Here is a 13,961-nt window from a genome sequence, read left to right on the forward strand (position 1 = left end):
GGGGCCGGGATCAGAGAAACCTTCTCCGATCCCGGCCCCGCGCTCGTTGTCGGCGGGCTCGTGCGTCAGGCGATCTCGTCGGCTCCGGCACGTACGACGAAGCGTCGAACTCGGTCGCGTAGATTGTCGATCCTGTTGAGCCGCAACGCTTCCCGATCTTGACCTGCCATCGCCGAGGACGGCAACCGGTGGACGTTGCGTGAACACTCGAAGTGCGAGCAGATCAATGTGCCGATCGTGTCGCCGCGACGACCGGCCTTGCCCACGCGCCGCGCCGTGTATAGCAGGACCTCGTTCGGGATCGAGACGTCTTCACACAGTGCGCACAACACGCGCGTGCGTGGCGGCACGACGCCCGCCCGCAGGCGCAGGCCGACGAGACCGTCCGCGGTTTCGGAGTCAGACACATCGGACGCATCAGGGACGTCGGAAGCGTTGGCGAGATCGACGACCAGGTACCCGATGGTCGGCGTCTTGGGGTCGCGCCAACCGAGGTATTCGAGCTGATCCCAGTCGAGCGTGTCGAACTCGGTGGGCAGATGGAGTTCTTTGCGTTCCCGTACCGAGGCATTGACGAGGGACGCGCGCAGTTGTTTTTCGGAGAGTTGTCGCATGGTGAATTCACCTGTTCCGTGAGTGGCGTGCCGCCCTTGGAAACCTGAGAACCTTGGAGTCTGGAACCCCTGGAGACGGCACGAAGCGATGAGGACAGCCGGATCGGCGTATGAACGATCGCGCACTCACCGGTCACGGCGAGCGCGCACTCAGAGCGGACGGCTATCTGTTGTCGGCATGCACGCCGACAACCCCCTCACACCGCACGAGGCGGACAGATGGTGCAGACACGTAGTCGAGTCTGCCGTCGACCTCGTGTCGTCGTCAACGTGATTAGCCAACCAACGGGCCATCACTCGCCCGGCGAGAGCCTCTGGTTGTGGCTATGCTGGCGGTTTCCCGACGCGCCGACGCGACCTCACGGTGGCTCCGACCGCGACGCCGGGGCCACCCGCGGAAGGAGCGCACCGTGTCAACCGACTCCGGCGCACAGGCCAGACCGACATCCGGGCAGCGTCTGCCCGGTCACATCAGATTGACGTCGCACAGCGGTGGAGTCGACGCTCCGCCGATCACCTGGGGAGCGTCGACCGCGGCAGAGCGGGGCCCCGTCATCGCGACCACCACGACGCGCGGACACCGCAACGTCGTCGGCACTCATTCGGGCTCGTACAGCGTGTACCGGGCATTGGCAGTGGCAAGCGGGGCGCTCTCACGCGAACACCGCGCCGACCTCACCAATACCTCGCCCACAGACGTGGTCGGCCCCTACCCACAGTGGAGCGACCCCGAGGCCATCGTCAGCATCGACCCCTGGGGCGCGACGATCGCTGACTCGTTTCCCGATCACCTCGCCGCCGGGTTCGACGTCCGCCCCACCATCGCCATCACGAAGGCTCACGTCATCCTCCCCGAGATCGCCGAGGCGATCGCCAAGGGGCGCTTGGTACCCGACAACGAGACCTTGCTGCCCAACGGCGCCGCACTTGTGACCAAAGCCGCCGTCGAACCGGTGTGGTACCTGCCCGGGGTCGCCAAGCGATTCGGTTGTAGCGAAACGGAATTGCGTCGCGTTCTGTTCGAAGAGACCGGTGGCATGTACCCCGAGTTGGTCACACGGTCCGACCTCGACGTCTTCCTACCGCCCATCGGCGGGCAGACCGTGTACATCTTCGGCAACCCGCGCGACCTCGCCGATCCGACCGTCGAGCTCACGGCCCGCGTTCACGACGAATGCAACGGGTCGGATGTGTTCGGCTCCGACATCTGCACCTGCCGCCCCTACCTCACGCACGCGATCGAGGAGTGCATCCTCGGAGCACAACGCGGCGGCGTCGGCCTGGTCGCGTACTCGCGCAAGGAGGGTCGCGCATTGGGCGAGGTGACGAAGTTCCTCGTCTACAACGCACGCAAACGACAGGTGGGCGGCGACACCGCCGACCAGTACTTCGCACGCACGGAATGCGTTGCGGGAGTGCAGGACATGCGCTTCCAGGAGCTGATGCCCGACGTCTTGCACTGGTTCGGAATCTCCAAGATCGACAGACTGGTCTCGATGAGCAATATGAAGTACGACGCGATCACCGGATCCGGGATCACCGTCGGAGAACGCGTCGACCTGCCCGACTACCTGATTCCCGACGACGCACGCGTGGAGATCGACGCGAAGACAGCAGCAGGTTACTTCACGAGCGGCGTGATCCCGGATGCCGACGAACTGCGTAAGGCGAAAGGGCGGGGTCTGACCACATGAGGGCGACGGACACGGTCGTCGATCCCCTCGCGACCCTGCACAGCACCGACACCATCCGCGACCGGGCGACAACACTTCTCACCCGCGCACGCGAGGGCCAATCGCACTGGTTCACCGTCGACGACGATGCCATCGGAACGACGGTCAGCCTGGTTGCGGACGTCACACGGGCACGCTACCCCGACCTCGACGTCCCGTTCCACAGCCGATGGCGCCACTTCGAGGCCGCGGGAGTCCACAGGGTCGCCGGGCTGGCGCAGCGGATGAGTGCGTCAACTGTGGCTGAACGGATCAGCACGCGTATCGACCTCGCCGTCGTGAGTGTGTTGCTCGACGCGGGCGCAGGTCCGCGGTGGCACTTCGACGAGCCTGGCACCGACATCCGCCTCACCCGCTCAGAGGGACTCGGCGTCGCCAGTTTCCACGCGTTCACCGATGGTCTGTTCTCCAGCACCGACGAGGATGCACTGCGCGTCGACGCAGCAGGTCTGCGAGCACTGACCGCTGACCAACTCGCGCAGGCATTCCAGGTGACTGCCGACAATCCGCTTGTCGGCGTCGAGGGCCGGCTCGGGCTGCTCCACGAACTCGCCGACGTGCTGGAGGCGACGCCGGGTGTCTTCGGCGAGGACGGCCGCCCCGGCGGACTGGGGAATGTACTGATCGGTGGCACCGATGGTGTTCGCGCAGCTGACATCCTCGCACTACTGCTCACCTACTTCGCGCCGATCTGGCCCTCTGCCAATCGGATCGACGATCGGCCACTCGGAGACTGCTGGCGGCACAGCGACGTCGGTGGCGACGGCGTCACCGCCGGATGGATGCCGTTCCACAAGCTGTCGCAGTGGCTGACGTACTCGTTGCTCGAACCCTTCGGCGACGAGGGAATCCCCGTCACCGGACTGGAGTACCTGACCGCGCTGCCCGAATACCGCAACGGCGGCCTGCTTCTCGACACCGGAGTCCTCGTTCCCATTCCAGCCGACTGGTCGACACGCGAATGGCAGGTCGACGACGAGTTCATCGTCGAGTGGCGCGCGCTTACCGTGGCGCTGCTCGACGAATTGGCGCCACTGGTCTGCACCGAACTCGGACTCGACGCTGCCGCCACTCCCCTCGCGTGCATCCTCGAAGGCGGCACATGGGCTGCGGGTCGTGAGGCCGCCGCGCAACGGCGACAAGGACTTCCACCCCTGACCATCATCAGCGACGGCACGGTCTTCTGACCGTCCGAAGAACGAGAAGAGCACACATGGGCGGCACGGTTCACGTCATCGATCACCCGCTGGTCGAACACAAACTGACGTTGATGCGTCAGAAAGAGACCTCTACCAACGACTTCCGACGCCTCCTCGACGAGATCTCGACTCTGATGGCCTACGACGTCCTCGCCGACATCCCGATGCACGAGATCAAGGTCGAGACACCGATGGAGGTGACGACGGGACGAGTGATCGACGGCAAGAAGCTCGTCTTCGCGTCGATCCTGCGCGCCGGGACGTCGATCGCGGACGGCATGTTGAGCGTGGTGCCGGGCGCACGCATCGGTCACATCGGGCTGTATCGAGATCCGAAGACGCACATCGCTGTCGAGTACTACTTCAAGATGCCCAAGGAACTCGCCGAACGTGACGTCGTCATCGTCGACCCACTCCTGGCGACAGGCCACTCTGCGGTCGCGGCGGTCGACCGGCTGAAGGAATATCAGCCGCGCTCGATCCGATTCGTCTGCCTCCTCACCTGTCCCGAAGGACTCGCCGCGCTCCACGACGCACACCCCGACGTCCCCGTCTACACGGCCGCGGTGGACCGCGAACTCAACGACGACGGGTACATCCTTCCCGGCCTCGGCGACGCAGGCGACCGGATCTTCGGAACCCAGTAGGCACAACCCACCCGCCGTAGGGTGCCCGCCGGGCGGCGCACTGCGTTGGGGAGAATAACCGCATGCAGGCTTCCGCGATAGGTGCGTCGCTCGAGCGCCACCAGGTCGCTGTGTACCTGTGCGCGTTCGCCCTCGGTGGCCTAGTTGGGCTGGCGTTGCCGGAGACCAGCGGTGCCGCAGAGTATTTGGTGACGCCGGCGCTGGCGGCGCTGTTGTTCCTCACGTTTCTTCAGGTACCGGTGTCGGGATTGGCTACGGCGTGGCGGGACTGGCGCTTTCTTCTCGCGCTCGTCGCCGTGAACTTCGTGGCCGTCCCCGCGGTGGTCGCGCTGTTGACTCTGGTCATGCCCGACTCCGATCCCGTTCGCCTCGGGATGCTGATCGTGTTGCTCTGTCCGTGTGTCGACTACGTCATCGTGTTCAGCGGACTCGCGGGAGCGCGCAGCGACCGACTGCTGGCAGCGACCCCGCTGCTGCTGATCGCCCAATTCCTGTTGTTACCGGCCTATCTCGCGATTCTCGGCGGCGGCGCCTCCCTCGGCGCAATCGACCCGGCACCGTTCGTGTCAGCGTTCATGTTCCTGATCGTCATTCCGCTGCTGTGCGCCTGGGGCGTTCAGTTGTGGACACGCAACAGTCCGACACGCGAATCGCTGGTCCGTCGACTCGATGTGGCCATGGTCCCGATGATGGCGTTAGTTCTGGCGCTCGTCGCCGCGTCGCAGGTGGCGCGCCTGGGTTCAGACTTCTCGACGGTGGCAGGCGCGCTGTGGATCTACGTCGTGTTCCTCATGGTGACGCCGTTGATCGGATGGGCGGTGGGACGACTCCTCGGCCTCGACACCGGATCGACGCGCGCCGTCGCATTCTCCGGCGCGACACGAAACTCGTTGGTGGTCTTACCCCTTGCCCTGTCGCTGAACGAGGGGGCCGACCTCGCGGCCACAGCGGTGGTGGCGCAAACGGCCGTCGAACTGGTCGGGATGGTGGTGTTCGTGCAACTCATCCCGCGGATGATCCGCGACCGCTGACCCGCCCCCGCTACTTGTGCGGCACGTCGGCGGAAAGCCCGCCGTCCATGACGAACTCGGCGCCCGTCGCATACGACGACTCGTCACTCGCGAGAAAGACCACAAAGGTCGACACCTCGCTCGAATCCGCTGCACGGCCGAGAGGCACCTTGACCATGTCCTCGGGCAGACCCTCCGTCATCGGCGTCCTGATGAGGCCGGGGTGAATCGAGTTGACCCGCACGTTGTGTGGCGCGAGTTCGAGAGCGGCCGACTTCGCCAGGCCACGAACACCCCACTTCGACGCGACGTAACCGTGCGCCCACGGACTTCCACGGAGCCCCTCCACGGACGACACGTTGATGATCGACCCGCCGCCGGCAGCGATCATCGGATCCGCCACCGACTGGATTCCGAGGAAGGTGCCCGTCAGGTTGACATCGATGATCTGCTTCCACTTGTCGAGGCGAAACTTCTGGACCGTCGACCCGTTGACGATGCCCGCGTTGTTCACCAGAACGTTGACCTTGCCGAAGTCGTCGACCGCCGCGGCGACCGCCGCCTGCCAGTCCTCCGGTGACGTGACGTCGAGGTGCACGTAGCGTGCCGAGTCTCCGATCGCGGCGGCGAGCGCTTTGCCCTCGTCGTCGAGAATGTCGCCGATCACGACCTTCCCGCCCTCTGCGACGAGTGCCCTCGCGTGCTCCGCGCCCATGCCGCGGGCACCGCCGGTAATGATCGCAACCTTGCCGTCAACACGTCCCATGGCGACACACGGTACCTGCTCGGAGGCCAAATGAGAACACGTTCTACCCATCTGCGTCGTTCCGTGTTCTACTCATATGGACATCAGTCCGGACAGATGTTCACCCCTGCCTGGCTTTCACCACTGACAGAGGTTCACACAGCGAGGAGGCATTGGCACATGACGATCAGGGTGGCTCTCGTCGGCACCGGAAACGCGGGCAGACTCGCGCTGACCCAACTCATCGACGACGACCGGTTCGATCTCGTCGGCGTCTGCGTGAACAACCCGGACAAGGTAGGCGTCGACGCCGGAATCCTGGCCGGAGGTGACAGCGCCACCGGCGTCGTGGCTGTCGGCGATCTGCGGTCGATCATCGAAGGTTCACCGGACGTCGTCGTCTACTGCGCCATGGGCGACACGCGCCCGATCGAAGCGTTCAACGACATTCTCGCGATCGTCTCGGCGGGCATCGACGTCGTCGGCTCGGCGCCCGGTGGACTGCAGTATCCCTGGGGCGTCATGCCGGACAGAGCGATCGCCAAACTCGAGGAAGCCGCCCGCGACAACGACGCGAGCGTGTTCATCACCGGCGTCGATCCCGGATTCGCCAACGACCTCATCCCGTTCGTCTTCGCAGGTACCTGTCAGCGGATCGAGCAGGTCCGGTGCATGGAGATCGCCGACTACGCGACCTACGACGGCGCCGAGGTCATGTTCGACGTGATGGGTTTCGGCAAGCCGCTCGACGAGACGCCCATGCTTTTCCTCCCCGGAATCCTCGGGCTCGCGTGGGGCACGACGATGCAGATCCTCGCCGCCGGACTCGGCATCACCATCGACGAGGTCGTCGAGCACCACGAAAGTGAGCCCGCACCAGAGGAATTCGAGATCGCGGCGGGGGTGGTGGAGAAAGGTACCCGAGCCGCAGTGCGTTTCGAGATCATCGGGATGTCCGCTGGACGCGAAGCCGTCGTGATCGAACACGTCACGCGGCTACGCGACGATCTGCGACCCGACTGGGCGCGGCCGTCACAACCGGGCGGGTGCTATCGCGTCGAGATCGTCGGCGAACCGTCGTACCGCGTCGACATCATGCCGACGAGCGCGAAGGGCGACCACAACCACGCCGCGATCGTGGCCGCCATGGGACGGATCGTGAACGCGATCCCGGCCGTCCACGACGCCCCCGCAGGTATCCGCACAACACTCGATCTCCCACTGGTGACCGGTAACGGCGTGTTCGCCACAGGCGCCCCGACCGGCGAGGATGGCCTCCGGTAAGTTGACCCCCATGAGCGAGCAGACCGTCAGTGACCGTGAATGGAAGGCCTTCGAGGTCGATGTGGCCGACCAGGTCGCCGAAGTCCGTCTCACCGGCCCCGGCAAGGGCAATGCGATGGGACCCGACTTCTGGCGCGAACTTCCCGACATCATCGAAGGGCTCGATGCCGACGATGAGGTTCGCGCAATCATCATCACCGGGTCGGGAAAGAACTTTTCCTACGGACTCGACATTCCCGCGATGTCAGGATCACTTGGCCCGGTTTTGGCCGACAACGCAAAAGCCAAGCCGCGCATGGACTTTCATGACACGATCATCTACATGCAGCGTGCGATCAACGCCGTTGCCGACTCTCGCACTCCGGTCATCGCGTCGATCAGCGGTTGGTGCATCGGCGGTGGTGTCGACCTGATCACCGCGGCAGACATCCGCTATGCGAGTGCCGATGCCAAGTTCAGCGTCCGCGAGGTGCGCGTCGGCATGGTCGCCGACATGGGCAGCCTCGCCCGACTCCCCGCGATCATCGGCGACGGCCACATGCGTGAGCTGGCTCTGACCGGCAAGGATATCGACGCGCAGCGGGCCGCCGCGATCGGCCTGATCAACGAGGTCACAGAAACCCCCGAAGAGTCTCTCGCTCTCGCACGCACGACGGCCGCGCAGATCGCCGCTAATCCTCCGCTCGTCGTCAAGGGCGTCAAAGCCGTTCTCGATCACACGCGTTCAGCGGCGGTTGCCGACAACCTCCGCTACGTTGCCGTGTGGAATGCGGCGTTCCTGCCCAGTAACGACCTCACCGAGGCGGTCGCGTCGATCTTCGAGAAGCGCGACCCGAACTTCACCGGCTCCTGACGTCGCACCTCACCGGTCACTGACTCGTGGTCCGGTCTTCTCGTTCGTCGGTGACGAGCGAGAAGACCGGAATCTTTCTGTCCGTGCGCTTTTCATACAGATCGAAGTTCGGCCAAGTCGCACGCAGCACCTGCCAGGCCTGTGCGCGCTCGTCGCCGTCGAGCTCGCGCACCGTCGCCTCCGATGTCAGACCCGCGTGACGCACCTTGACCGTGTCCGTCGCGCGCAGGTTGAAGACCCACTGCGGCATATCGGGCCCGCCGAAATACGAACCCGCGATCAACCAGCCCGCATCGGTGGGGGCCGCGAGCAGCGCGGTGGCGCGCTCGACACCGCTACGGCGTCCGCGCACGATCAGCGTGATGTGCGGAAGGCCCGCGATATCGAGTAAGCCGTAGCGCTGACGCGTGAGCACCGCAATCGCCTTGTCGCACTTCACGATCTGCGGAAGATACTTCGGCATCCATGGGATGGAACCGACCTTGATCGCCAGCGGAGTCAACAGGCCCATGTGGTCAGTGTTCCATGCGACCATTTCGCGGCCCGATTCCGCCACACCGAATGCCTCCTACGCACCGTGCCAACGTCGCACCGTGTCAAGGCGGATGTGCACAGCTGTGGAAGCGGCTCTGATCGTCTCGTCCGATCGGGACGACGATGACACGCATGAACCACGACAACGCTTCTGACCGCATCTCCGACGCACCCGACAGTGAGCCCATTCCCGACATCAAGACCGCGAAGCTGCCGTTCGACAGCACCGAGGCGCTGCGCCAGCGGTGGCGTGCCCTCATGGGACCGCTCGGCTTCAGCGAACCCTGTCTCTGGATCGCCTTCATCGACGATGCTCGCCTGGCCCCCGGGGCTCTGCCGCGCATGACATTGCCGACCGTGCCCGACGCGCATCTGATCGACACCCTGGTCACCCAGCTCCGCACGGTGACCGATGACGGGCATCTGTCGCTGGCGTTCCTGCTCACACGACCTGGCAGGGACGGGATCACCGCGCGCGATCTCGGATGGTGCCGTCTCCTCGTGAGTGCCGCGCAACGCTTCGGCGTGCCCATTCTTCCGATCCACCGAGCCAACGACGTTGCACTCCTGACCATCCCGATCCCCGTCGAACGCGCGGCATGAGCGGGTAGTTTCGGACCGGGAGGTGCCATGACAACCGGACCGGACACACGTCGAGTCAGCATCGACGGAGGGCAGAGCGGCTCACGCGTCCGCGTCGCCATCGACGGTACGACGACGGACCGCGACGACGGGCCGATCTTCACGTCGCGACCGGTCGTCGAGCAAGTCGCCGAGATCGCACGGCGAGCGCTCGCCGACGCGCCGGTTCGAGCGACGACCCTCACCGCGGGAGTGTCCGGCCTGACGCCCGATCAGTCACGTCCCGAGCGACTGCTGGCGCTGACCGCCGATCTCGGCGTCGATTCGGTGTTCCTGGTTCATGATTCGGTGTCTGCGTATCTCGGCGCCAACGGATTCGACCATGGAGTCGTCACCGCAGTCGGGACCGGGGTGGTGACGTTGGGCGTCGGAGACCTCGGTACGGCGCGGATCGACGGGTGGGGTCACCTTCTCGGTGACGCGGGCAGCGCCTACTGGATCGGGCGCGCCGGACTCGACGCGGCGCTGCGTTCGTTCGACAGACGAAGCGGTCCCACCTCGCTGGAACGCGCGGCGGTCGACGAGTTCGGTGAGCTACCTGAGCTGTACATGCGACTGCAGGGTGCGCCGGACCATGTCGCGTCGATCGCGGGATTTGCCCGGATCGTCGGGCGGGAAGCCGACAGCGGCGACGGAATCGCCGTGGGCATTCTTCGCGACGCAGCCACAGAGCTGGCCACGTCGGTGATCGCGGCGCTACGCCGCACCGGATGGCACGAGGGCGATGCATCTCGCGTGAGCTGGATGGGGGCGGTCCTCACCCGCAACGACATGCTGCGAGAGCATCTGCGCGACGAGATCAGCACGCGCGCACAGGGAGCCGTCGTCCAGGCGCCGCTGGGCACGTCGCTCGACGGCGTCGAAAGAGTCGCCGATACGCCGCCGGGGCACCCACTCGACATCGAGATCTACCGAGCAGGCTGATGGCTGGGCGCGACGTTCCCATCGCGCCCAGCCATCAGGTGGTCGCCTGCACCTCGTCAGCGAGACGCGGTGAAGGTGGGCTGGGCAGCCGCGAGGTCGACAGAGCCACTGAGGTAGTCGCTGTCGGTGTAGCTTCCCGGGCCGGACGAGGTCGACATGTACGTAGCGGGCCACTCCACACTGCCGTATACCTTCACGCTTGTGGGAGTCTCGTAATCCGGGCTGAGCCTCAGTTCATTGATGTCGGTCGGCTTGGTCCAGCGGACACTGCCCGGGACGACCGACTGGTACAGCGACTGCGAACATCCCGGCTTGTCCTTCGACGCGTCGGCCTGCGTGGAACCCGCGCAGTTCGTGAAGTACGTGTCGAGGGCGGTCGCCACGGCCTTGGTGCCCTGATCGCTCAACTCGACTTTGAGGGAGTTGTACGACGCGTATGTCGGCCCCAGCGGGAAGTCGCCGGAGTTATCGGCCTTGACCGAGAAGTTTGGGTTGGCCGAACCCCACTCGACCGGCCCCGGGAACACGTAGACCTTGCTGTCCTTGCTGACGTCGACACCGAACGCGGTCAGTTGCGGCACGCGGGTGTCATCGACGTCGATCGGGATGGTCCCATTGTCGACGGTCCACTTGCCGTCGGACTTCTTGAGCATGAAATCGATGTCGGCGTTGCGATCTCCGAATTTGTACGTGGCTTTCACCGTGGCCATCGACGACAACGACGTCGACGGTTCGCGCACGTTGATGTCCGAGATCTTGGCGGTCGCCTGTTGCTTTTTCAGCACCTCGTCGGTGAGCAGTTTTTCCGACGGCGGAGTTCTGACGACGCTCAGCGCCTTCTTGGCGTCGCCGCTGGAGAGACCTTCGAGATAGGTCTGGACCGCGGCCTTCGGCGAACCGCCGGGACCCGAGTCGCCGGTGAACACGACGATCAGCGTCACCACGAGGGCAACGATCAGGACCAGGGCGCCGCCGCCGATGCCCAGAAGCAGAAAGAGCCGCTTGTTCTTCTGCTTCGGACGTTGCGGCGGCACTCCGCCGCCGCCCATCGCCGGCTGCGCACCCCACCCCGCACCGGGTTGCTGACCATATCCCTGAGGTTGGCCGGCCTGACCGTACTGGGGCTGACCGTATTGAGGCGGCTGGCCCGGGTTCGCGTCGTAACCCTGGTGCGGCTGACCGACATTCGCCGCCGGTTCGGCGGTGCCGGCCGGCGCCGACTGCCACTGCTCGTACCCGCTCTTGCCATACGCCGGCTGGCCGGTGTCGGCCTGGCCATACGTCGACTGGCCATAGTGCGACTCGCCATACGCCGACTGTCCGTACACCGGTTGCGCGGGACTCTGCTGCCCGTATGGCGCGTACCCGCCCGCCGACTTGCCGTCACTCGAGGTCGCATCACTCGCGCCGGGAGCACCCTGGGGCGTCGCTTTCTGGGGCGTCGGTTTCTGGGGCGTCGCGCCCTGGGGCGTCGAATCGCCCGGCTGAAACGGATCGTGCGGATAACTCACGGCGGCATCTCCCCCTGTCGTCGCCGACGCGGCCAGCCTCTGTGGCTCGTTGCACTCGCTGTCGGACTCGTCGGAATCGGACCAACCTTAAACGAACGTGAACGACCTATGGCAGTCGGGTCAGACGGGTGAATGAACGTCAGTCGCTACCACCTGCAGGGGCTACGGAGGCGGTGAGCGTTCCCGTCAGCAGGCGTGCGAAATCGGCGGGGTCGTCGAGCTCCCCGCCCTCGGCGATCAACGCCATCCCGTAGATGAGCTTGGCGGTAGGGGTCAGCCGCGAATGGTCGGTGTCGGCCTTGAATGCCGCGTTGAGACCGACGACCAGCGGATGATCGGCGTTGAGTTCGAGGGCACGCTTGGTCTTGGGCAGTTCCTGACCCGAGGCACGATAGAGGCGTTCGAGTTGCGGCGACATCGAGTAGGTGTCTCCGACGAGACACGCGGCCGACTCGGTGAGACGGTGCGAGAGTCGGGCTTCACTGATGTCGGCGTCAAGCGCCTCACCGAGCCAGGTGAGCAGTTCCTCGAACTCGGCATTGCGCGCATCGGTCGACTCGTCGGAAGTGCTTGCGTCACCGTCGAGTTCGTCGAGATCGACTTCGCCCTTGGCGATCGACCGGAACGGCTTTCCGTCGAATTCGACGCCGCTCGATACCCACATCTCGTCGACGGGGTCGTGCAGGAAGAGCACCTCGATGCCCTTGGCCCGGAACGCCTCCATGTGCGGCGAGTTCTCGATCTGCTGACGGGATTCGCCGGTGAGGTAGTAGATCGACTTCTGCGCGTCGGACATCCGACCGACGTAATCGGCCAGCGATGTCAATTCGTCTGCGGCATGGCTGGTTTCGAATGCCGATGCCTTGAGAAGCGCATCACGATTGTCGGCGTCGTTGACCAGACCTTCTTTGAAGACGCGGCCGAAGTTGTCCCAGAACGTCCGGTAGTCGTCGGGACGGGCGGCGCGCATCTCGTCGACGGTCGAGATCACCTTCTTGGTGAGTCGACGACGGATTGCTCTGATCTGTCGATCCTGCTGGAGGATCTCGCGGGACACGTTGAGCGAGAGGTCCGCAGCGTCGACAACGCCCTTGACGAAGCGGAGATACTCGGGCATCAGCTCGTCGCAGTCGTCCATGATGAACACTCGTTTGACGTACAACTGCACTCCGCCGGTGCGTTCACGCATGAACAGATCGAACGGCGCCTGCGACGGGATAAACAGCAGCGCTTGATATTCGAACGTTCCCTCGGCCTTGAGGGTGATGATCTCGAGCGGATCGTCCCAGGCGTGCGCGACGTGGCGGTAGAACTCCTTGTACTCCTCGTCGGAGACCTCGTCGCGCGAACGCGACCACAGCGCCTTCATCGAATTGATGGTTTCGGTTTCCGTGGTGGTCGTGGTGACCGGTTCGTCGCCGTCGTTCTCCGCGGGAGTGGTGGTCGTCTTCTCGACGTCCATCCGGATCGGCCACGCGATGAAATCGGAGTAACGCTTGACGAGTGCGCGAAGCTTCGTCTGGTCGGTGTAGTCGTAGAGGTGGTTCTCGGTGTCGGCCGGCTTGAGCGTCAGCGTCACCGACGTTCCCTGCGGTGCGTCGTCGACATCTGTGATGGTGTAGGTGCCGTCACCCGTTGACTCCCAACGGGTTCCGGTCTGCTCGCCTGCCTTGCGGGTGACGAGGGTGACCTTGTCGGCGACCATGAACGTCGAATAGAAGCCGATGCCGAACTGTCCGATCAGCTCTTCGGTTGCCGCGGAATCCGACGCCTGCGCGAGCTTGGCACGCAATTCAGCGGTGCCCGAGCGCGCGAGGGTGCCGATCAGTTCGACGACCTCGTCGCGTGACATTCCGATGCCGTTGTCGCGAATGGTGAGGGTGCGCTCGGCGCTGTCGTTCGAGCTCGGCTCGAGCGTGATGTGCAGATCGGAGGTGTCGACGTCGAGGTCCTTGTCGACGAGCGACTCCAGTCTGAGCTTGTCGAGCGCGTCGGATGCGTTCGAGATCAGCTCCCGAAGAAAGCTGTCCTTGTCGGAGTACACGGAGTGCACCATCAGGTCCAGTAGCTGACGGGTCTCTGCCTGGAATTCGCGGGTTTCCGACTGGGTGCTCATCATGTGCCTCCGGATCAGTACGACTGGGCGCGTTGTCTGCCGATTCGATGCCATCGCGACCTCACGGGGTGCGACGTGCGCGACGTAAGAATTTTACCGACGCCGCGCGCAGTACCCTGAGGAGGGTCGGAGCACGGCGAACCTCACCG

Annotated in this window: 13 protein-coding genes; 8 read left to right on the top strand and 5 right to left on the bottom strand. The window is 64.9% G+C overall.

Features of this window, described 5'->3' with window-relative positions; genetic code table 11:
• Positions 1–65: 65 nt before the first annotated feature.
• The gene (locus RND64_RS11855) at positions 66–614 is read right to left on the bottom strand and encodes an FBP domain-containing protein (RefSeq protein ID WP_064861351.1); all 549 of its coding nucleotides are present in this window, start codon (positions 612–614) and stop codon (positions 66–68) included.
• A gap of 410 nt (positions 615–1,024) precedes the next feature.
• On the opposite strand from RND64_RS11855, the gene RND64_RS11860 reads away from it, so the two are divergent.
• The 4 genes from RND64_RS11860 (at position 1,025) to RND64_RS11875 (ending at position 5,224) form a co-directional block, all read left to right on the top strand.
• Complete coding sequence (locus tag RND64_RS11860; RefSeq protein ID WP_064861363.1) at positions 1,025–2,308, top strand: GTP cyclohydrolase II; 1,284 nt, start codon at positions 1,025–1,027, stop codon at positions 2,306–2,308.
• Positions 2,305–3,534 (top strand): URC4/urg3 family protein, encoded by a 1,230-nt coding sequence (locus RND64_RS11865; RefSeq protein ID WP_064861352.1) that lies wholly within the window; start codon positions 2,305–2,307, stop codon positions 3,532–3,534. Before RND64_RS11860 ends, RND64_RS11865 begins: the two co-directional genes overlap by 4 nt.
• Positions 3,535–3,560: 26 nt before the next feature.
• On the top strand, positions 3,561–4,193 hold the full coding sequence (gene upp, locus RND64_RS11870; RefSeq protein ID WP_049700665.1) for a uracil phosphoribosyltransferase: 633 nt from the start codon (positions 3,561–3,563) through the stop codon (positions 4,191–4,193).
• 62 nt (positions 4,194–4,255) lie between these two features.
• Positions 4,256–5,224: an arsenic resistance protein gene (locus tag RND64_RS11875; protein WP_049700666.1), complete on the top strand. Its 969-nt coding sequence runs from the start codon at positions 4,256–4,258 to the stop codon at positions 5,222–5,224.
• 10 nt (positions 5,225–5,234) lie between these two features.
• On the opposite strand, the gene RND64_RS11880 is transcribed toward RND64_RS11875, so the two are convergent.
• The gene (locus RND64_RS11880; protein ID WP_049700667.1) at positions 5,235–5,969 is read right to left on the bottom strand and encodes a glucose 1-dehydrogenase; all 735 of its coding nucleotides are present in this window, start codon (positions 5,967–5,969) and stop codon (positions 5,235–5,237) included.
• Between the two features lie 159 nt (positions 5,970–6,128).
• Between RND64_RS11880 and RND64_RS11885 the strand changes: the two genes are divergently transcribed.
• Both RND64_RS11885 and RND64_RS11890 read left to right on the top strand, forming a co-directional pair.
• Positions 6,129–7,232 carry an NAD(P)H-dependent amine dehydrogenase family protein gene (locus RND64_RS11885; RefSeq protein WP_049700668.1) on the top strand — a complete coding sequence of 368 codons (1,104 nt, stop codon included), beginning with the start codon at positions 6,129–6,131 and terminating at the stop codon, positions 7,230–7,232.
• 10 nt (positions 7,233–7,242) lie between these two features.
• Positions 7,243–8,085: a crotonase/enoyl-CoA hydratase family protein gene (locus RND64_RS11890; RefSeq protein ID WP_049700669.1), complete on the top strand. Its 843-nt coding sequence runs from the start codon at positions 7,243–7,245 to the stop codon at positions 8,083–8,085.
• Positions 8,086–8,101: 16 nt separating this feature from the next.
• On the opposite strand, the gene RND64_RS11895 is transcribed toward RND64_RS11890, so the two are convergent.
• Entirely contained in the window at positions 8,102–8,596 is a 495-nt protein-coding gene (locus tag RND64_RS11895) for a nitroreductase family deazaflavin-dependent oxidoreductase (RefSeq protein ID WP_049700752.1), read from the bottom strand.
• 155 nt (positions 8,597–8,751) lie between these two features.
• On the opposite strand from RND64_RS11895, the gene RND64_RS11900 reads away from it, so the two are divergent.
• The gene (locus RND64_RS11900) at positions 8,752–9,222 is read left to right on the top strand and encodes a hypothetical protein (protein WP_083444467.1); all 471 of its coding nucleotides are present in this window, start codon (positions 8,752–8,754) and stop codon (positions 9,220–9,222) included.
• A 27-nt stretch (positions 9,223–9,249) separates the two neighbouring features.
• Positions 9,250–10,185, top strand: coding sequence for an N-acetylglucosamine kinase (locus tag RND64_RS11905; protein ID WP_049700671.1), 936 nt, complete (start codon positions 9,250–9,252; stop codon positions 10,183–10,185).
• Positions 10,186–10,241: 56 nt separating this feature from the next.
• Here RND64_RS11905 and RND64_RS11910 read toward each other — a convergent pair whose 3' ends face one another.
• Both RND64_RS11910 and htpG read right to left on the bottom strand, forming a co-directional pair.
• On the bottom strand, positions 10,242–11,696 hold the full coding sequence (locus tag RND64_RS11910) for a DUF4878 domain-containing protein (protein ID WP_049700672.1): 1,455 nt from the start codon (positions 11,694–11,696) through the stop codon (positions 10,242–10,244).
• Between the two features lie 139 nt (positions 11,697–11,835).
• On the bottom strand, positions 11,836–13,812 hold the full coding sequence (gene htpG, locus RND64_RS11915; RefSeq protein ID WP_049700753.1) for a molecular chaperone HtpG: 1,977 nt from the start codon (positions 13,810–13,812) through the stop codon (positions 11,836–11,838).
• Positions 13,813–13,961 lie beyond the last annotated feature (149 nt).

It is taken from the genome of Gordonia sp. w5E2, assembly GCF_036540975.1.
Taxonomy (GTDB): domain Bacteria; phylum Actinomycetota; class Actinomycetes; order Mycobacteriales; family Mycobacteriaceae; genus Gordonia; species Gordonia jacobaea.